19 protein-coding genes are annotated in these 19,536 nt (G+C 67.3%); 5 read left to right on the top strand and 14 right to left on the bottom strand.

The window, feature by feature from the left end; translation table 11 throughout:
* Positions 1–314 precede the first annotated feature (314 nt).
* Positions 315–920, top strand: a complete 606-nt coding sequence (locus CFB40_RS09315; RefSeq protein WP_256976604.1) for a 5-formyltetrahydrofolate cyclo-ligase — start codon at positions 315–317, stop codon at positions 918–920.
* Between the two features lie 128 nt (positions 921–1,048).
* Here CFB40_RS09315 and CFB40_RS09310 read toward each other — a convergent pair whose 3' ends face one another.
* Together CFB40_RS09310 and CFB40_RS09305 are read right to left on the bottom strand one after the other, a co-directional pair.
* On the bottom strand, positions 1,049–2,182 hold the full coding sequence (locus tag CFB40_RS09310) for an AAA family ATPase (RefSeq protein WP_089431097.1): 1,134 nt from the start codon (positions 2,180–2,182) through the stop codon (positions 1,049–1,051).
* A gap of 41 nt (positions 2,183–2,223) precedes the next feature.
* The gene (locus CFB40_RS09305) at positions 2,224–3,093 is read right to left on the bottom strand and encodes an RNA ligase family protein (protein WP_089431096.1); all 870 of its coding nucleotides are present in this window, start codon (positions 3,091–3,093) and stop codon (positions 2,224–2,226) included.
* 733 nt (positions 3,094–3,826) lie between these two features.
* On the opposite strand from CFB40_RS09305, the gene CFB40_RS09300 reads away from it, so the two are divergent.
* The 3 genes from CFB40_RS09300 (at position 3,827) to CFB40_RS09285 (ending at position 7,423) form a co-directional block, all read left to right on the top strand.
* The gene (locus CFB40_RS09300; RefSeq protein WP_089431095.1) at positions 3,827–4,975 is read left to right on the top strand and encodes an RNA ligase RtcB family protein; all 1,149 of its coding nucleotides are present in this window, start codon (positions 3,827–3,829) and stop codon (positions 4,973–4,975) included.
* Entirely contained in the window at positions 4,975–5,583 is a 609-nt protein-coding gene (prfH, locus tag CFB40_RS09295; protein ID WP_306427337.1) for a peptide chain release factor H, read from the top strand. Before CFB40_RS09300 ends, prfH begins: the two co-directional genes overlap by 1 nt.
* Before the next feature lie 382 nt (positions 5,584–5,965).
* A complete protein-coding gene (locus tag CFB40_RS09285; RefSeq protein ID WP_089431093.1) occupies positions 5,966–7,423 on the top strand; it encodes an MFS transporter in 1,458 nt (485 codons plus the stop codon).
* A gap of 150 nt (positions 7,424–7,573) precedes the next feature.
* Here the strand turns inward: CFB40_RS09285 and CFB40_RS09280 are convergent, their stop codons facing one another.
* The 6 genes from CFB40_RS09280 to CFB40_RS09255 form a co-directional block, all read right to left on the bottom strand.
* Positions 7,574–7,840 carry a hypothetical protein gene (locus CFB40_RS09280; RefSeq protein WP_089431092.1) on the bottom strand — a complete coding sequence of 89 codons (267 nt, stop codon included), beginning with the start codon at positions 7,838–7,840 and terminating at the stop codon, positions 7,574–7,576.
* A gap of 123 nt (positions 7,841–7,963) precedes the next feature.
* Positions 7,964–8,857 carry a LysR family transcriptional regulator gene (locus CFB40_RS09275; protein ID WP_089425448.1) on the bottom strand — a complete coding sequence of 298 codons (894 nt, stop codon included), beginning with the start codon at positions 8,855–8,857 and terminating at the stop codon, positions 7,964–7,966.
* 96 nt (positions 8,858–8,953) lie between these two features.
* Positions 8,954–9,781: an alpha/beta hydrolase gene (locus CFB40_RS09270; protein ID WP_089431091.1), complete on the bottom strand. Its 828-nt coding sequence runs from the start codon at positions 9,779–9,781 to the stop codon at positions 8,954–8,956.
* 246 nt (positions 9,782–10,027) lie between these two features.
* Positions 10,028–10,411 (bottom strand): VOC family protein, encoded by a 384-nt coding sequence (locus CFB40_RS09265; RefSeq protein ID WP_089425446.1) that lies wholly within the window; start codon positions 10,409–10,411, stop codon positions 10,028–10,030.
* A gap of 22 nt (positions 10,412–10,433) precedes the next feature.
* Positions 10,434–11,396, bottom strand: a complete 963-nt coding sequence (locus CFB40_RS09260; RefSeq protein ID WP_089425445.1) for a hydroxymethylglutaryl-CoA lyase — start codon at positions 11,394–11,396, stop codon at positions 10,434–10,436.
* Between the two features lie 24 nt (positions 11,397–11,420).
* Positions 11,421–12,611 carry a CaiB/BaiF CoA transferase family protein gene (locus CFB40_RS09255; RefSeq protein WP_089431423.1) on the bottom strand — a complete coding sequence of 397 codons (1,191 nt, stop codon included), beginning with the start codon at positions 12,609–12,611 and terminating at the stop codon, positions 11,421–11,423.
* Positions 12,612–12,862: 251 nt separating this feature from the next.
* Here CFB40_RS09255 and CFB40_RS09250 point away from each other — a divergent pair, with 251 nt between their 5' ends.
* A complete protein-coding gene (locus CFB40_RS09250) occupies positions 12,863–13,828 on the top strand; it encodes a D-2-hydroxyacid dehydrogenase (RefSeq protein WP_089431090.1) in 966 nt (321 codons plus the stop codon).
* Between the two features lie 287 nt (positions 13,829–14,115).
* Here the strand turns inward: CFB40_RS09250 and CFB40_RS09245 are convergent, their stop codons facing one another.
* The 6 genes from CFB40_RS09245 to CFB40_RS09220 form a co-directional block, all read right to left on the bottom strand.
* Positions 14,116–14,328, bottom strand: coding sequence for a hypothetical protein (locus CFB40_RS09245; RefSeq protein ID WP_006497261.1), 213 nt, complete (start codon positions 14,326–14,328; stop codon positions 14,116–14,118).
* A gap of 290 nt (positions 14,329–14,618) precedes the next feature.
* On the bottom strand, positions 14,619–15,056 hold the full coding sequence (locus tag CFB40_RS09240; RefSeq protein ID WP_089425443.1) for a hypothetical protein: 438 nt from the start codon (positions 15,054–15,056) through the stop codon (positions 14,619–14,621).
* A 122-nt stretch (positions 15,057–15,178) separates the two neighbouring features.
* Entirely contained in the window at positions 15,179–16,111 is a 933-nt protein-coding gene (locus CFB40_RS09235; protein WP_089425442.1) for an ABC transporter permease, read from the bottom strand.
* Positions 16,111–16,983, bottom strand: coding sequence for an ABC transporter permease (locus tag CFB40_RS09230; protein WP_089431089.1), 873 nt, complete (start codon positions 16,981–16,983; stop codon positions 16,111–16,113). The genes CFB40_RS09235 and CFB40_RS09230 overlap by 1 nt, the downstream gene beginning before the upstream one ends.
* A gap of 37 nt (positions 16,984–17,020) precedes the next feature.
* Positions 17,021–18,106 carry an ABC transporter ATP-binding protein gene (locus CFB40_RS09225; protein WP_089425440.1) on the bottom strand — a complete coding sequence of 362 codons (1,086 nt, stop codon included), beginning with the start codon at positions 18,104–18,106 and terminating at the stop codon, positions 17,021–17,023.
* Positions 18,107–18,155: 49 nt separating this feature from the next.
* Positions 18,156–19,322, bottom strand: coding sequence for an ABC transporter substrate-binding protein (locus CFB40_RS09220; protein ID WP_089425439.1), 1,167 nt, complete (start codon positions 19,320–19,322; stop codon positions 18,156–18,158).
* Between the last annotated feature and the right edge of the window lie 214 nt (positions 19,323–19,536).

Genomic DNA, 19,536 nt, shown 5'->3' with positions numbered 1-19,536 from the left:
TGCGCAAGCCCCGCGCAGGGCGCCAGCAGCACGCCCGTCACGGAGAACACCGAATGCAGCCCCGGCGCGACGCCGATCTGCCCGCCGAACTGCGCGGGCCACGGCCGGATGGTGTTCGATGGTGACGCGCTTTGCCGGGGGATACTGCGCTTGCCGTTTTGGCCCTACAATGCGCAGGCGAAGAAACCGCATGATCGGCCGTCAGGGTGCCGCGTTCATCGAACGCAGCGTCCGACATTCAAGCGGTTCCGCTGAATAACCAACAACATCCAACAGCACACATGAAAAGAAGAACATTTCTCGCGCTGCCCGCCGTGGCAGCGTCCGGCATGCTCGCCGGCTGCGCCGACGCCGACATCGGCCCCATCACCAATCGCATGATGAAGGATCCGGAATACCGTGAAACGCTCTCGGCATTTCTGATCAGCGCGGACGGAAAGAGCCTCGTCGTCATCGGCAAGCAGTATCACTACATTTTCGATGTGCCGCCGGCCCTCGCCGTCAATCTCACGGCACCCTATCGCTCCAAGCTGTATACCGATTTCGACGATTTCGAGACGCACGGCGACAAGATCTCGGGGCGTTACGTGTTGCGGCTCGCGCGCGAGGACGCACCGGCCGGCTCCGAGCTTCGCGAGCGCGCGCTTGCCGACGGTTTCAAGGACGGGCGGTTTGAGCTGACGGAGAGAGGCACGATCACCGGAAAGCGTTATCAGCCGAACGATGTCACGCCTTCGTCGATCCCTCAGGCGTTCAATCACGCGTACAACGTCACGGTGATCGAGCGACCGTCGGTGCTCGGTAAGGGGGCGAAGATCGCGCTGTCGCCGATCACGATTGCAGCCGATGGTGCGCTCGGCCTGCTGGGTGTCGCGCTGGCGCCGATCGCACTTACCACGCTCCTCGTGCTGGCTCACTAGGGCCACGGCGTCGCGGCGTCACTGAGCTGCACGCTTGCACGACGCAGCGGAATGCATCGCTGAAATGAAACGAGCCGGTACGCCGCGGTAAATTGCGGCGTACCGGCTCGTGTCGTGACGTTGCCGCATCAGACTTCATACCGCACTGCGTGCGCTTCGGTGGGCAGCGGCAAATCCCAGCGCAACAGCATCGCCTCGAGCGCGCGGTTCGTCAGCGACGTGTCACGCCGCGCGTTGCGGCGCAACAGTTCCGCGCGCGGCTGTTCGAGGTAGACGAGCGTCACGTCGGCGTTGTATGCAAACAGCAGGTCGAGCGTCTTCTTGCGCATTAGCGGCGACAGGTTCGTCGCATTCCACACGAACGGTTGTTGCGCGCGCAACAGTGCCTTCGCGGCGTCGATAGCATGGTGCGCGACCGCGCCCTCGTTCTGCCCATGACGCAGACCCAATGCATCGCGCGCATCGTCGAACGACACGACCGGCAGATCCGGATGATGCCGCGCCACCCACGTGTTCTTGCCCGACGCAGGCAGGCCCGACATCACGACGACCTGCGCGCCCGGTGTGCGAAACAGCGGATAGTCGGGATGCACGTCCGCACCGCGGAAGTAGCTGAGCGCCGTGTGAGCGTCGGCGAATGCACGCGGCTGGCCGTAGCAGCCCTCTTCCCGCGCCAGTTCGCGCAACAGTTCGATGTTGTCGAGCACGCGCTGCGTGTCGTCGCAGATGCGCCCGCGAATGTCGGCTTCTGCAAGCAGGCACAGCAGCGGCAGGCTGACCTGCCATGACAGCTCGCGCGCGATGAACTCCGGCGTGCCGCGGCGCGACCCGCTCATCGCGAAGAACGGCACCTGGTGCACGGCGATCATCCGGCAGATCGCTTCGCGCACCGCGAACGGCACGCCGGCATCCCACAGTGCAATCCGCGCATCGATCGCGCCCTTGCGCGAGTGGCCGGGATGGCCGATCGCACCGGTAACGGGATCGATGACCGTCGTGCCGTGCTTCGCGACGTCGTGCAGCAGCGCGGCCAGGAACACGATCTCCTGGTCGCCACGCGATGCGGCCTGGTACTCGGGCAGCGCGAGCAGCGCATCGATCACCATCATCGTATGCGTCCACACGTCGCCTTCGCCGTGGTGCGCGGGCTCCTGCGGTGTCGCTTTCGCGTGTTCGAGCGCGGGAAATGCCGCGAGACACGCGTGATAGTCCGGCTGCCGGCCGGGCGCGGGCACGAGTGCCCGCAATTGTTCGTACTTCATGATCAAGACTCCTCTCGAAACGGCACACGGCCGTTCCGAATTCATGGGTTCGGGCGCGCGGCGGGGATCGATGCCCACGTGACCGTCGGGCGCGGCGCATACAGGTCGACACCCGGCGCGAGCAGGTTCGGGATGAACGGCTGCTCCGAGTGATGGCGAGCCGATTCGAGAATGGCCTGCACGAAATCGTGGCGCACCCACTTCAGGCGCGCGGTCGCCGTGTCGTCCGTCTCGACCTTCACGTAGAGCCCTTCGGAGCGCTCCGACTTGTCGCACTGCTGCCATGCACGCGCGAGGTCGAGCCCCTGCCGCCGCACCGTTTCCTCGAACGCGCGACGCCAGTCCGGCGTCTTCGCGAGCGACGGGCCGAGCATGGCCTTCAGGTCCGCGAGTCGCGCCGGCGCGATGCCTTCGTACAGCACGGGCACCGACAGCACGGGCCCGTCGGCGAGCAGCGCGCGACGCGCGGGTGTCGACAGGAAACGGCCCGTTGCGCGATCGAACACGTCGAACTCGAAAAAGTGATGCGGCAGCGCGTCGTAGAACACCGCGTGCTTCTTGCTCATCGTCTCGCCGTACATCACGTAGCGATCGCCGAGGCGATCGAGCAGCCAGCCGGCATGGGCGGCGGCCCAGGTCTTCACGAACCCGAACTGCCGCTCGCGGCCGCCGCCGGCCAGATAGTGGCCGCGCGACTGCAGCAGCAGTTCGCCCGCGGGGCTGAAGCTGATGCCCGTGTTCGCGCCGTCGAGCTTTTCCTCGACGACGAGATGGGCGCCCGCGAGGGTGCGATAGGGAACGTGGTCGTGACCTTCGTCGCCGTCCTGCAGGCGCGAGCCTTCGAGGTGCGGCGTGCGCGGGTAGCGGGCGAGGTCGAGCGATTGCGCGTAGGCGCGGAAATCCAGCGTCATGGTCTTTCTCCGGAAACATCAGAAAAAGCCGACGACGTGAACGAACGATGGGGTGTGCGTTGCGGTGTCAGTGCGTGTCCGGGCGCGGCCCTGCGATCACTGTTCCGGTGCCGCGAGGCGGACGGGAACGGGCAGGACGACACGCGGCCGGGACGGCAGTCGTCGGCGTATCAGGCGAAGGGACGAATGTTTGCGGGCACTTGGATCACCGATTCGATGAGGGTTCAGGGATGAAGCAGGCGGATGCTACGAAACGGCATGTGTGCTGTCAAGCGCGGCCGGGTACGGCCGTTGCGGTTGTCGGCGTGCGTCGAATGCCTGCTGCGGCGTGCCACGCGCGCCATCGACATGGAAATGATCCGGATTCCTGTTTGTGTGTTTTTCGCCACATCGAGCCGTGATTCGATGGGCCACGCCGCGCCACCCGCTTGCTGCGCTCGTCGCGTGCATGCTAGAGTCGCCGCCATTCCGATCAACCCCTCACTCGCAAGGAGAAGAAATCATGACGTCACGCCAGCACTCCTCCCGTCGCGGGTCGTAGTTCGGGTTTTTCGCGTCCGTTCGTTTCATCGTTCACGCCAAGCAGCACCCCGTATCGCCGTCACGGCGATGAGCCGGGTCGTTCCGATCCGGTCGTGCCGCCCTCTTCCCGACTTCCGATGTCGGGCAGCGCATGTGTGCGCTGCCTGCACCATGGCCCGCCGTTCTTCCTTTTCATCGAACGGAAACCTCCATGGGCAATTCCATGCAATACCTGGGCGAGCGCATCACGTTGTGCGCTTGCGCCACCACCTGGATCGAAGGTGAGGCGATCCGGCAGCTCGAACACGCTGCCACCCTCCCCGGCATGCGGCGCGTCGCCGGCATGCCCGATCTTCACCCCGGACGCGGCTATCCCGTTGGCGCCGCGTTCTTCTCGACGGGCCGGCTGTATCCGGCGCTGATCGGCGGCGATATCGGCTGCGGGATGGCGCTGTGGCAAACCGCGCTCGATGCGCGGCGCATCAGCGCGTCGAAGCTCGCGAGCCGGCTCGGCTCGATCGACGCCACGCCCGATGCAAGCTGGCAGCCGCTCGTCGCGGCCGCCGGGTTCGCGGATCACGCGTACGCGGCATCGCTCGGCACGATCGGCAGCGGCAATCATTTCGCGGAGGCGCAGCGGATCGACGCGGTGTACGACACCGATGCCGTCGCGGCGCTCGGCCTCGATCCCGATCGCCTGCTGCTGCTCGTGCATAGCGGATCGCGCGGCTTCGGCCAGTCGATCCTCGAGCAGCACATGCGCGAGCACGGCTACAACGGTCTCGTCGACACGGATGCCGCATGCACGGCGTACCTCGCGCGTCACGATGCGGCGTTGCGCTACGCGATCGCGAATCGCGACCTGATCGCGCGGCGCATGCTGGCGCGCTGGCGCACCGATGGCCGGTGCGTGCTCGACGTGAACCACAATCTGGTGAGCCGCGCGAGGGTCGACGGCGAGGCGGGCTGGCTGCATCGCAAAGGTGCGACGCCGGCCGATGCGGGGCCGGTCGTCATTCCCGGATCGCGCGGCGACTACAGCTACCTCGTCGCGCCGGTGCGGCCCGACGATGCGGCCAGCCTGGCGTCGCTGGCGCACGGTGCGGGCCGCAAGTGGGCGCGCGGCGACTGCAAGGGGCGCCTCGAACGGCGCTTCACGCCGTCGCAGCTCACGCGCACGCCGCGCGGCAGCCACGTGATCTGCGAAGCCCGCGAACTGCTGTACGAGGAAGCGCCGCAGGCCTACAAGCCGATCGACAGCGTCGTCGACGCGCTCGAAGCGGCCGGGCTGCTGCGCAAGCTGGCGCGGCTCGCGCCGGTGCTGACCTACAAGACGTCCGGGGAGGCTGGCCGATGCTGATGCAGATTTCTTCGGCGCACGGCCCGCTCGAATGCCAGCTGGCCGCGGCCAATGCGTTGCGGCGGCTGCAGGCAGAAGCCGATGCGAAGCGCGTCGTCGTCACCGTGCTCGATGCGCAGCCGGGCGAACGGCCCGGCACGCTGCGCTCGGCGCTGCTCGACCTCGACGGTGAAGGTGCGCAGGCGCTCGCGGACCGCTGGACGGGCACGCTGCAATGGATTTGCGCGAGCCCGTACCGGTTGCGCCATCCGCGCAAGAACTGGTTCATCGGCGTCACGTGCTGCGCCAACGCGCAGCCGCTGCCGGATGGCGATGTGCGGTTCGAAGCGATGCGCGCACGCGGGCCGGGCGGCCAGCACGTGAACAAGACGAGCTCCGCGATTCGTGCGACCCATGTCGCGACCGGCCTGTCGGTGCGCGTGGAAAGCGAGCGCAGCCAGCACGCGAACAAGCGCCTGGCGCTGCAGTTGCTGCAGGTTCGCCTGCAGCAGGAAGCCGACCGTCACGCGTCCGATGCGCGCCGGCAGCGGCGGATGCAGCACTTTGCGCTGGAGCGCGGCAACCCCGTGCGCGTGTTTCACGGGACGGCGTTCGTGCCGGCCGACTGAGCGCGAACGCGTGGCCGCCGGTGGTGTTCGCGCCGGCGGCCAGGCCATCGGCCTCATGGTTTTCCCGGCCTGCCGGTTGTGCGAGCGCGCAATCGGCTCCGGTGCATGACCGCGCGCCAGGCAGGCTGCACGGGCCTGCCGCGTGCATGCCGGTTGCCGCGTGTTCCGCACCCTTTCTGCGCAGGAAAGGACGCTTGAGGCATCCGCAATTATCACGTGCCGCGGATTTGCCCACCATGTGTCGAACGATCGGTACAGCCCGCCTATTCGGCCCTTTCACTGGCCTTGCGGTGCCTGCCGCCACGTCGTGCGACCGGATGCAGCGCGCCGGTTGCGAACGGCCGGGCCTCGCGCCACGGCGTATCGATAATCAGGAGACACGATGAACAGCCATTCCCTCGATCTCGGCGGCAGCGCGGGCGAACCCGCGTTCGCACGGCCGCCGGCCACTGCCGCCGGCGCCGATGCGTCGGCCCTCCCCGCCCGCCGCGTCACGCTCGGCGATTTCATGGACGACCTGCCCGTCGGCGCGTTGCACCGGTTCGTCGTCTGGGTGATCGGCATCGGACTGTTCTTCGACATGTACGAGATCTTCCTCGTCAGCACGATCGGTTCCGCGTTGCAGAACGAATACGGGCTGAGCCGGCAGAGCACCGATTTCAAGCTGCTGCTCGCATCGGCGTTCATCGGCATGTTCGTCGGCGCGATGTGCCTCGGCAGCCTCGCCGACCGCATCGGCCGGCGCAAGGCGTTCCTGCTGACGCTCACGTGGTACAGCGCATTCTCGCTGGTCGGCGCGTTTGCGGTGAATGCCGACATGCTCGTCGCGTGCCGGTTCCTGACCGGCATCGGCGTCGGCGCGATCTATCCGGTTGCCGACAGCTTCCTGTCCGAGATCCTGCCGAAGGAAAAGCGCGGCAGGCTCGCCGCGTGGGCCTATACGACTTCCTATGTCGCGGTGCCTCTCGTCGGGTTTCTGGCGCTGTGGTTGAACCCGCTTCGTGTCGGTGGCGTGGCCGGCTGGCGCATCATCCTCGCGATCGGCAGCCTCGGCGCCGTGTACGTGCTGTTCGTCGAGCATCGGCTGCCGGAGAGCCCGCGCTGGCTGCTCGCGCAGGGTCGCACCGCCGACGCGCATGCGGCATTGCGACGCTTCGCGGAAGGCACCGGCGTGTGCGTGCCAGAGCAATTCGCGGAGCCGGTCGAGCCGCAACGGCCGCTCGGGCTTGGCGAGCGTATCGCGCTGCTGCGACGCGAACCGTACGGCGCGCGCTACGTGATGCTCGCGACCTTTCACCTGTTTCAGGGCTTCGGTTATTACGGGTTCGGCACGCTGGCCGGCACGGTCGTGAAAAGTCGCGGCTTCGACGTGACGGACAGCACGCTGTTCATCGCGCTGTCGTTCATCGGCTATCCGGTCGGCTCGCTGCTGTCGATTCCGTTGCTCAACTGGATCGAGCGCCGCACGCTCGTGATCGTGTCGATCCTGTCGATCGCCGTGTTCGGGCTGTGCTTCGCGTATTCGGGCAATACCGCGCTGATCGTCGGCTTCGGGTTCCTGACGACCTGTGCGTCGAACGTGTTCAGCAACGCGTATCACGTGTACCAGGCGGAGATTTTCCCGGCACGGGTGCGCTCGACGGCGATCGGCAGCACCTATGCGCTGTCGCGGATCGTCAGCGGGGTGTTGCCGTTCGTGTTGCTGCCGGTGCTCGGCAGTTATGGCGCGGGTGCGATGTTCGGGGTAATCTCGGTCGCGCTCGGTATCGTCGCGGTCACGCTGCGCGTGCTCGGGCCGCTGACTACGCGGCGCAGCCAGGATGAGATCAATCCGGTTTGAGCGGGGGAATGCGGGGCATGGGAACGTGCGCCCGCATCATTTTCGATGGCTGCTGGATTTCCTGGGCGATATGTCGCCAGTCATCTGTGGTGACACGTTTGCCCGATCCCCAAAGGGGCGCTCATGAATGCGCGAGCCGGTTACGCCTTGCTACTTGCGGAACAGGAAGCCCCACATGAGGACCGTACAGAACACCAGCCCTACCCACCCCTCGAATCGGGTTATTCGAATCATTCTGGCCGACATGATGTCTTCGGTCGACATGTTGTAAAAGAATTTGTACGTCCATCGCCAGGCCCTCGATCGGCAATGGAAGGCCAAGATCCGTTCCGGACGAAATGCCATGACGGCGGACATCGCGATGCCGTAAGCGACAACGACAAAGCCGACAACAAGGCGGTAGCTCGATTCGTTCATGTGGCGGCCCCGGATCCAGCGGTTGAGGAATTGGACAGAACGTCGGTAATCGGTGCGAACGTGAACCTATGATCGTGTTCTTCGGAATCCGGGCCAAAACGGCTTTGCGCACGCCGCGTCGCCTCACCGCGCCGACATGAAATCGAACAGCTTCGCGATATCGGTCGTCAGCACGGCGCCGGCCTTCACCCCCACCCACAGCGTTCTCGTCGCCCACGCATCGTCGAGCTTCACGACCCCGAGCCGCGCCGCGCGCTCGCCGGTCACCGCATCGCGCGGCAGGATGCCGATGCCGAGCCCCGCCTCGATCATCCGGCTCACACCGTCGAAATTCGATACCTGGATCCGCAGCTTCAGCGAGCGCTCGACCGCGAACGCCGCGTCCGTCATGCGCGCGAGCAGCGAGCTGCCGTCACTGAGCCCCACGTAGTCTTCGTCGAGCGTATCCGCGAAGCGGATGCTGTCGCGCGCGGCGAACCGGTGCGTGCGCGGCACGAGCAGCACGAGCTCGTCGCGCCGGTACAACCGCCGTTCGATGCCGGGGGCCGGCACGTTGTCGGCGAACACGCCGAGATCGGCCTTGCCGGATGCGAGCGCGTCGACGATCTCGTGGCTCAGCCGCTCTTCGAGGCTGACCTTGATGCCCGGATGGTCGGTGAGGAACGCGGCGAGATCGGCGGGCAGGAACTGCACGATCGCGGACGTGTTGGTCCACACGTGGATATGGCCGCGCACGCCGGCGACGTAATCGCTCATCTCGTGCGCCATCCGGTTGACCTGCTCGATCACCTTCGCCGCATGGTCGAGCAGCGCGCGGCCCGCGGGCGTCAGCTCGACACCGCGCGCATGCCGGACGAACAATGCACTGCCCGTCACGCTTTCCAGCTCGGCGATACGCTTGCTGACCGCGGACAGCGTGAGCTGGCCGTGTTCGGCCGCTTTCGTCAGGCTGCCGTGCTCGGCGACGAGCGCGAACACGCGCAGCGACTGCAGATCGAAATGAAGCGGGTTCACCATGTCGTGGGTCCTGGGAAGGCGGTGCCGGCGCCTACCGTCGGCGCGGCGGCCTGACGCCGATCATACGCCCGGCCGCCCCCGCGCGATACGGCGCGCCTAGCGCAGCGCGATCGACAGCAAGGCGGTGAGCATCGCACCGTCCGGCTTCTCGAGATCGTCGAGCACGTCGAAGTGCTGCATGCCGGGCAATCCTACGTGGATGATTCGTTCGCCGGCCGCTTCGCACGCCGTCGCGTAGTCGCGTGCTTGCCGCACGAGTTCGGGCAGCTCGGCTTCGCCGACCGCGACGACCGTCGGCGCGCCGGGCCCGACGTGGCGCAACGGGCTGTACGCGTCGACTTCGTGCGCGGTGAGCTGCAGCTTGTCGTTCAGGCAGCACAGCGAGATCGGTTCGAGATCGACGAGCGGACTGATCGCGAGCGCCGAGACGACGGCCGGATGCGCGCGGTGCACGGCCGTCAGATGGCCGCCCGCTGAATGGCCGCTCAGGTGGATCGGCCGCTTCGCGGTGCCGAGGCCGTCCGGGTCGTTCGCCAGGTAGTCGAGCAGCGCGCCGATCTCGCCGACGATGTCGGTCATCGTCGCGATCGGCGCGAGCGTGTATTCGGCGAGTATCACGTCGAAACCGCGCGCGAGCGGCCCGCGCGCCCCGTACGCGAAATCCTCTTTCGCGCAGTGCTGCCAGTAGCCGCCGTGAACGAACACGAACAGCGGCGCCTCGGGCTGGCCGCACGACAGCCAGTCGAAACGCTGCGCGGGTTGCGCGCCGTAACGCAGGTCGCGCCGGACGGACGCGGCTGCATAGAGCGCTGCGCTGCGCGCCTGCATCGACGCGAGCAACGCAGGGAAATCGGGTACCACCTTCGTGTTCAGATAAGCGGCGTCGAGCGCCGCGCGGTCCATGCCGCGGTAGAGGATCGTCATCGGGAATCGCCTCGGTCGGGTTGCGGAAGCGCGGACGCGAGCGTCGCGTCCGCTGCGAAGGCGGCTTCTCAGTCGCCGATGCCTGCATTATCCGCAGCGCGGCATGGGTCGGCTATCCGGAATCGGCGAGCGCGGAGGCCGGCTGTCCGATTTCGGCGGGAGATCGGCGCGGCATGCGGCCGCACCGTGATCAGGTCCGCTCGCGTGAGGGCGACGCGGCGATACGACACGGTGGTGCGCCGGTGCTCAGATCAACTCGGAGATCTCGATCAGGTTCAGGTCGGGATCGCGCACGTAGACCGACCGGATCTTCTGCGTCGCGCCCGTGCGCTCGACCGGCCCTTCGACGATCGGCCAGGCGACGCGCTTCAGGTGTGCGATCACGTCGTCGAGCGGCACGGACGCGATGAAGCACAGGTCGAGCGCGCCGGGCACCGGCACATGCGCTTTCGGTTCGAATTCCGCGCCGCGCACGTGCAGGTTGATCTTCTGGTTGCCGAAGCGGAAGGCGATCCGGCCCGCGCCGAAGGTTTCGAGCCGCATCTGCAGCACCTCGGTGTAGAAATGCTTCGTCCGGTCGGGATCGACGCAGGTCAGCACGAGATGGTCGAGGTGATCGATCAGCGCCATGAGGTTCGCTCCTGTTCGTGGTTCATGAGAACGCGCGCTGCGCGGGCATGTCGCCGGCGTCCGCGCGCGGCGGCGGATGAAGGTCCGAGCGGCGCCCGGCTTTCAGGATCTGGCTCGGCACGTCATGCCCGATCAGTGCGGGCAGCCGTGCCGACGCGGCCAGCACGGCCGCGAGATCGATGCCCGTATCGAAGCCGTCGAGTTCGAGCATGTGCACGAGTTCTTCGGTGCACGCGTTGCCGGTCGCGCCCGGCGCGTACGGACAGCCGCCGAGCCCGCCGAGCGACGCGTCGAAGCGGTCGATCCCGGCGTCGAGCGCCGCGAGCGTATTCGCGAGCGCCATCCCGCGCGTGTTGTGGAAGTGCAGCGTGAGCTGCAGCGCACCGAAGCGTTCGCGTGCCCGTGCCGACAGGTCGCGCACCTGCGACGGAAACGCCATGCCCGTCGTGTCGCACAGCGTGAAGCCATGCACGCCGAGATCCGCGAAGCGCTGCATCCATGCGAGCACGCCTTCTGCTGCAACATCGCCTTCCATCGGGCAGCCCATCGCGGTCGACAGCGACACGTTGATCGCGACACCGGCGCCGCGTACCGCGTCGATCACGTCGCGCAGTTGTGCGAACGACTGCTCGCGCGTCATCCGCAGGTTCGCGCGGTTGTGGCTTTCGCTCATCGACATCACGAGGTTCACTTCGTCGACCCCGCACGACAGCGCGCGCTCCGCTCCGCGCACGTTCGGCACGAGCACCGTATAGACGACACCGGGTGCGCGCGCGATGCCGTGCATCACGGCCTCCGCGTCGCGTAACGCAGGGATCGCCTTCGGCGACGTGAACGACGTGACCTCGATCTTCGCGTAGCCGCACGCGCTCAGCGCGTCGACGAGCGCGATCTTGTCGTCGGTGTCGACGAATGCCGCTTCGTTCTGGAGACCGTCGCGCGTCGCGACTTCGTGGAGGTAGAGGCGTTTGCGTTGGCCGCTCATGTTGTTTTCTCCTGTTTCCGCATCTCAGATTACGCCGCGCGTGCGCCAGTCGCCGCGCGTCGCCGCATCGATGCCGAGCGATTCGAGTACCGCGTCGGTATCCGCGCCGAGCGCGGGCGCCGCGTGTTCGATGCGCCCGGGCGTCGCGCCGAGCTTCGGTACGATGCCCGGCACGAGTACCGGCGTGCCGTCGGGCAACGCGGCATCGACGAGCATGTCGCGGGCGCGGTAATGCGGATCGGCCGCGATGTCGGCCACGTCGTAGATGCGCCCGGACGGGATGCGCGCGTCGTTCAGCGCGGCCAGTACGGCATCGAGATCGTGCTGCGCGCTCCATTCGCCGATTGCCGCGTCGATGCGCTCGACCTGCGCGACGCGTCCGTCGTTGTGCGCGAGCGCGGGATCGTTGCCGAGATCGGGCCGGCCGATCAGCTCCATCAGGCGCCGGAAGATGCTGTCGCCGTTGCCCGCGATCAGTGCGTACTTGCCGTCGTGGCAGCGGTACGCGTTGGTCGGCGCGATGCCGGGCAGGCTGCTGCCGGCCGCCTCGCGCACGGCGCCGAACGCCGAGTATTCGGGCAGCAGGCTTTCCATCATGTTGAAGACCGACTCGTACAGCGCGACGTCGACGACCTGCCCCTTGCCGCCCTGCTGCTCGCGATGCCGCAGCGCAAGCAGCACGCCGATCACGCCGTGCAGCGCCGACAGCGAATCGCCGAGCGAGATGCCGACGCGCACCGGTGTGCGGCCGGGCTCGCCGGTCAGGTGCCGCAGGCCGCCCATCGCCTCGGCGATCACGCCGAAGCCGGGACGGTCGCGGTACGGGCCCGTCTGCCCGAAGCCCGACACGCGCAGCATCACGAGCCCCGGGTTGATCGCGGACAGCGCGTCCCAGCCGAGCCCCCAGCCTTCGAGCGTGCCGGGCCGGAAGTTCTCGATCAGCACGTCGGTCTCGGCCACAAGGCGGCGCACGACGTCCTGCCCTTCGGGCGTGCGCAGGTCGAGCGTGAGCGAGGTCTTGTTGCGCGACTGCGCGGCCCACCAGACCGACGTGCCCTCATGCAGCAGCCGCCATTTGCGCAGCGGGTCGCCGAGCCCGGGCGGCTCGACCTTGAGCACGTCGGCGCCGAATTCGGCGAGCATCCGGCCCGCGAACGGCCCGGCGATCAGTTGGCCGAGTTCCAGCACGCGGATGCCGTCCAGGGGGCGTGTCATGGCTGTCTCCGATGAAATCGTGGTGTCGATGAAGGCGATCATGACGGCGTTCGCGCCCGGCGAAAATCGATCGATGCTCAACCAGCCTTTCCGTTTCGGAAAGGCGCGCGTCACGCCCCTCGTGCAACGCGTAGCGTCAGCCTTTCCATCCGGGAAAGCGCGCTCGCGCAACGGGCAAACGACGCCACGCGCGCCGCCGGCAGAATCGAACCCGTTCCGCGCCCGCCGAGCGCCTGTCAGCGAGACCCGCCATGTTTTCTGCTTCCTCTCCCGCGAAGATCGTGTTTCTCGACCGCGCGACGCTGTCGCCGCACACCGTGCTGAAGCCGTTTCCGTTCCCGCACGTATTGCAGACCTTCGACCGGACGGCCGCGCACGAGATAGCCTCGCGCATCGGTGACGCGGACATCGTCGTGACCAACAAGGTGCGGCTCGACGCGGCAGCGCTCGCCGATGCGCGGCGCCTACGGATGATCGCGATCGCCGCGACGGGCACCGACATCGTCGATCTCGACGCGTGCGCGGCGCGCGGCATCGTGGTGAGCAATATTCGCGGGTATGCGGTCCGCACGGTGCCCGAGCATACGTTCGCGCTGATCTTCGCGCTGCGCCGCAGCCTCGTCGCGTACCGCGACGCGGTGCGTGGCGGGCGCTGGCTCGACAGCGGGCAGTTCTGCTTTTTCGATCATCCGATTCGCGACCTGGCCGGCTCGACGCTCGGGATCGTCGGCGACGGCGTGCTCGGGCGCGCGGTGGCCGGCATCGCCCGCGCGCTCGACATGCGGGTGCGGTTCGCGGCGCACGGCGATACGGCGGGAGACGACTACGCGCCGCTCGACACGCTGCTGCGCGACAGCGACGTGATCACGCTGCACTGCCCGCTCACGCCGGCGACGCGGCACCTGATCGACGCGGCCGCGTTCGCGCGGATGGCGCGCCGGCCATTGCTGATCAATACCGCGCGCGGCGGGCTCGTGGATGAAGGTGCGCTCGTCAACGCATTGCAGTCGGGGCAGATCGCGGGCGCGGGGTTCGACGTGGTCACGCAGGAGCCGCTGCCGGCCGCGCATCCGTTCCACGCGATCCTGTCGCATCCGGCATTCATCCTGACGCCGCACGTCGCGTGGGCGAGTGACGAAGCGATGCAGGCGCTCGCCGATCAGCTCGTGGACAACGTCGCCGCGTTCGTGGGCGGCACGCCGCGGCATGTGGTGTAACGTGCGCGGCGCATGGCGCGGCTGAAGGTCATTCAACCCGCGCAAACAGAACGGCCCCGCTCGATGGCTCGAAGCGGGGCCGGCTGAATTCGGGGCTGCTTACGCCAGCGACTCGGCACGTTACGGGTTCGTGCATCCGCCCTATCTTGCGGCCGGTTTCTGAATGCCTGATGGGCTCTACTTTAAGGAATCCAGACGACCAGCGATATAGGACAAGTCCGAAACTGAATGGGGCCAATTCTGGAAACGGCCGTTTCGATCGCAGCGTACCGCGACCGACGCGAATCTCAGTAAGCCGACATCTCGACGCAAGGATCGACCTTGGACGGCGAGCAGATGACCGAGTACTTGGCGCTCTCGCGCATCAGCGCTTCGCCTTCGTGCAGCGCGATCTTGATCTCGGGGTGACGCTCGTACGCGAGGAAGGCCGAGCACACGACGGCGGACATCACGACGAGGGAAAACACAAATTTTTCAAGGGTTTGGAAACGTTCAGGCATGGTTCGACCTATCTCTTAGGCCGTGATTATATCTCGAAATAAGGGTTTTCCCTATAACGTGGCCCACATACCGAGGATGCGTTCGGTCTTTGGGGTCAGGTGTTCGCACCCCTTTTCAGTGAATCGGTGTCGAACGCGGGTCGCGCCGGTCGAATGGCGCCACCCCGCCGGCCGTGGTCGCGCCTGCACGGGGCGATGGTCATCGATGGCTTGAAGAAACGGGACGATCGCGGCCCGCAAGGACGAAGTCGCATGCCCGCGGAATCCGGGCGCGCCGTGCCGCCGGCGCGTCACTGCGGCGCCGACGCGCCGCTCGCCGCATTGCCCGGCCACGCCTTGCCGATTTCGTCGACCAGCGACTTCGCGGTGCCGGTTACGATCGCGGCGTCGACGCCGGACGTCTGCCACGCGCCGTCGGCGGCCTGCACGAAGGTCAGGTTCGCGCGCGAAGGCTTGTAGTCGGCATTGCGCCACGTGACCACGACGTCGCACGAGTAGGTGCGATCGCCGAGCTTCTTGCAGTCGCCGTCGGGCTTCGCCGACACGACATCGGCCGAGACGGGCAGCGGCTGGCCGAACAGCGCGTTCAGGCCGCCGTGGTTTTCCGCCTCGAGCGCGCGGCGCACGGCGGCGTCGACGTCGCTCGACCCGGGGCCGTCGTGGAGCAGGTTGCAGGCAGCCAGCAGCGTCGATGCACCGGCGAGTGTCAGCAGCGTGTGGAACTTCATGGATATCCGTTATCGGGGGAACGCCGCGTAGTCTGCAACGTCCGCGCGCGGTGCGCGGTATCCATTTGTAACCAATTGCACGGAGGCGCGAGCGGCATCGCGTGCCCGTGCGTCGCCCTCGCCTATTGCCGCTCCTGCTTCACGCGGCTGACGAGCTGCGTCGGGCTCACGAACTGCAGCGCGATCACGACCCACACGAGCGTGATGGCCATGTAGATCATCGCCATCGCGTCGATCGACTGCGGCGCGCGCACGCCGGTCGAGAACACCGCGTAATACAGCGCGACGACGAGCGTCTGCGTGCTCGGCCCCGCGGTGAAGAAGGTCAGCTCGAACATCCCGATCGTGCGCACCAGCACGAGCAGCCCCGCCGCGAGCATGCCGGGCACCAGCAGCGGCAGCAGCACGTAGCGGAAATAGCGCCACGTGTTCGCGCCGAAGATGCGCGCGGCGGCTTCGAGATTCGGGTCGATCTGCTCGATGAACGGCGTCATCACGAGGATCACGAACGGCAGCGCCGGCACGAGGTTTGCGAGGATCACGCCCGGCAGCGTGCCCGCGAGCCCGACCTTGTACATCACGGTGGCCATCGGGATCCCGTACGTGACGGGCGGCACCATCAGCGGCAGCAGGAACACCAGCAGCGCGAAGCGCTTGCCGCGAAACTGCACGCGCGCAAGCGCATACGCGGCCGGCACGCCGAGCGCGATCGACAGCAGCACGACCGCGCCGACGACCTCGACGGTCACCCACAGCACGCTCGCGAGCTGGAAGTCCTCCCACGCCTTCGCGTACCAGTGCAGCGTGAAGCCCTGCGGCAGCGGCGTGCCGAACCAGCGGGTCGCGATCGAATTCACCGCGACGGTCGCGATCAGCAGCATCACGTTCAGCAGGAAGAACGCCATCAGCCCCCACACGAGCGCCTTCCACGCGCGGCCGGCGAGATTGCTTGTCATCTTCTGCGGTTTCCTCGCGTCGACGGGGCGCGCATCGGGCGCATCGGGCGTGTCGTGCTTCGGCGGCCAGGTGCGCGCGGCATGATTGTCGGTCGCCATCAGCCCTTGCCTCCCGTCACCGCGCCCGTATAGAAGAAGCGGCGCGCGCCGAGCATCGACGCGACCACCAGCAACTGCACGAAGCCCATCACGATCGCGATCGCCGATGCGAGCGAATAGTCGTAGCTCTCGAACGCGGCTTCCGCCGCCGCGATCGAGATCACGCGTGTGGGGCCGGCCGGCGCGCCGAGCAGCACGGCCGACGGGAACACCGAGAACGCCTGCACGAACGACAGGCACGCGGCCATCGTCAGCCCCGGCACGAGCAGCGGCAGGTAGATCTGCCGGAACTGCTGCCACGGGTTCGCGCCGAGCGTCGCCGCTGCGCGCGCGAGCGTCGGGTCGATGCCGCTGATGTACGACAGCATCAGCAGGAACGCGAACGGAAAGCCCGACACGATCAGCGACAGCAGCACGCCCCAGTAGTTGTGGGTGAGGCGCACTTCGTCGGTGTACAGGTGCAGCCCCTGCAGCGCCTGCGGGAACCAGCCGTTCGGCCCGAAATACGTGAGCATCCCGTCGGCGACGAGCACCGTGCCGAGCGTGACGGGAATCACGAGCAGCGTCGTGACGAACTTCTGGTACGGCGAGTGGCGGCGCAGCGCGAATGCGACGGGTACCGCGATGCCGACGTTGAGCAGCGTCGCCGGCACCGCGAGCTTCAGCGTGACGAGCACGGTCGGCCACATCGCCGCGTCGGTGAAGAACTGCACGTAGTTCGCGAGCGCGCCGCCGCCGTTCATCGGCTGGAACGACAGCACGAGGCCGTACGCGAACGGATAGATGAACAGCGCGACGATGAATGCGAGCGCGGGCGTGACGAGCCACGCTTTCGCGTCGCGCGGCGTGCCGCCGGATGCGACCGTGCTCATGCGGCCTCCCGGTATGACGGCGCGGCGGCCACGCCGCTCATGTCGGCGCTCCCGGGTAGACGAGCGTGCGTGACGGCGCAACGCGCAGCCGCAGCGGCTCGCCTTCCGTGAATTCGCCGGCGACGCGCGCCCAGATCGGGCCGAACGGCGTGACCGCGCGGATCAGCGAGTCGCGGCCGCCGTACTCGACCGTTTCGACGGTCGAGTCGAACGCGTTCGTGTTGTCGCCCGCATCGTCTGCCCGCTCGATGTCGTCGGGGCGCAGCGCGACCACGACCTCCTTCGTATCGAAGCCGGCCATCGGCACGCCCGTGACGCGCACGCCACCGGCCGCGACGTTCACGTAATCGCCGGCCATCCCTTCGAGCGTGAACGGCAGCACGTTGCGATAACCCATGAAGCGCGCGACGTGCAGGTTGTGCGGGCGCGTGTAGACGTCCTTCGGCGTCGCGACCTGCTGCACGACGCCCTCCTTCATCACGACGATGCGGTCAGCCATCGACAGCGCTTCGTCCTGGTCGTGCGTCACGTAGATCGTCGCGCGTTCGAGCTGTGTGTGGATGCGGCGGATCTCGGCGCGCATCTCGATGCGCAGCTTCGTGTCGAGGTTCGACAGCGGCTCGTCCATCAGCACGAGCGGCGGCTCGATCACGATCGCGCGTGCGATCGCGACACGCTGCTGCTGCCCGCCCGACAGCTGCCCGGGCAGCTTGCCCTCGTGGCCGACGAGCTGCACGAGTTCGAGCGCCTGCTGCGCGCGCCGCCGCGTTTCCTGCTTCGGCACGCCGCGCATCTTGAGGCCGAAGCCGACGTTGTCGAGCACCGACATGTGCGGAAACAGCGCGTAGTTCTGGAACACCATCCCGAAGCCGCGGCGCTCGGGCGGCAGCACGTCGATGCGCGTGTCGTCGAGCCAGATGCCGCCGCGCGTGAGCGGCTGCAGCCCCGCGATGCAGTTGAGCGCGGTCGACTTGCCGCAGCCCGACGGGCCGAGCAGCGCGATGAATTCGCCGCGCCGGATCTCGAGATCGAGCCCGTTCAGCGCGGCGACCTGCGCGCCTTCCGCATTGGTGAAGCTGCGGCACACGCCATCGAGCCGCAACCGTTCGAAACTGTGCTTCATTGCGCGAACTCCCTCGACGCGGGCGCCGCGGCGCCCGCCGGTTCCTGCGTCACTTCGACTTCTGCGATCCGATCTCGCGATCCCACTTCTGGAACGCGGCGACCATCGCCTGCGCGTTGAGCGGCTGCACGTGCGGGCGCTCCGCGAGCAGCTTCGCGTACTCGGGGCGGCCGAATTTCTTGATCACCTCCTGGCTGTGCGCGGGCGCCATCTCGAGCGTCACGCCCTTCACCGCCGGGCCCGGATAGAAGTAGCCGTCGTCGTAGGTCATCGCCTGTTGCGCCGGTTCGAGCAGGAAGTTCATCAGCTTGAACAGCACGTCGAGCTTTTCCTTCGGCACACCCTTCGGGATCACCATGTAGTGCGCGTCGTTGACCCACGTCATGTTGTCGAAGGCCTGGACCTTGAATTCCGCCGGCACGATGCCGAGGGCGCGCGGGTTGAGGTCCCAGCCGGTGACGGTCACGGTCATGTCGCGCGTGCCCTCGCCGAGTTCCTTCATCACCGCCGACGTGCCGCCCGGGTAGTACGGCACGCAGTCGTTCAGCGCCTTGAGGAACGCCCAGGTCTTGTCCCAGCCGTTGATCGGATCCTGCGGATTCTTGTCGCCGAGCACGTACGGCAGCCCCATCAGGAACGTGCGGCCGGGGCCCGAGTTCGCCGGGCGCGCATAGATCAGCTTGTTCGGGTGCGCCTTGCACCAGGCGAGCAGCTGATCGGGTGTCTTCGGCGGGTCGCTGACCTTCGCCGGGTTGTATTCGAGCAGCGGGCCGGCCGGCATGTAGGTGACTTCGAGGCCGTAGCCCTGCGCGAGATCCTGCATCTTGCGCGGGCCGGGCGCGTATTTGTCGAGTACGCCGGGGAGCGCGGCCGCGTCGTCGGGCAGCAGCTTCTGCCACAGGTTCTGCTCGATGCCGGCGGCCAGCGCGTCGGTGCCCGTCAGCACGAGGTCGATGTCGGCGCGCCCCGCCGCCTGCATCGCCTTGATCTTGCCCGGCAACTGCGGCGCGGGCGCGTTCGTGAACGTGACGTTCGAGACGAGGTTCGGGTTCTTGTCCTTGAAGGCTTCGATGGCCTTCTGCGTGAGCTGAAGGTTCCCCGCGACATCGACGATGTTCAGCGAGACGGGGGCGGCGACGGCGGCCGTGGCAGACAGCGTGAAACCCACGGCGAGTGCGATCCGGCGGACACGGCGAGCGATCGGGGTGGCGTTCATGTCTCCTCACTTCGGTCGGTGGATGGGACCTTTCTTTTCAGGAAATCATGACGGCGTTATACGATGTCGGTCAACAAAAAACCACGGCGCGCGGGGCGGGACTTTCCCTGACAAATACCTTCCGTTTGTTGACGATTTGGGTGCCGACCGATGCTGGGGCGTCGTGCCGGGTCGATTGTGCTGCGTGTTAAGACGTCGTATCTCGGCGAGCGGC

The sequence above is a fragment of the Burkholderia sp. AU31652 genome, from assembly GCF_002223155.1.
Taxonomy (GTDB): domain Bacteria; phylum Pseudomonadota; class Gammaproteobacteria; order Burkholderiales; family Burkholderiaceae; genus Burkholderia.
This window is presented reverse-complemented; position numbering and strand designations above follow the sequence as displayed.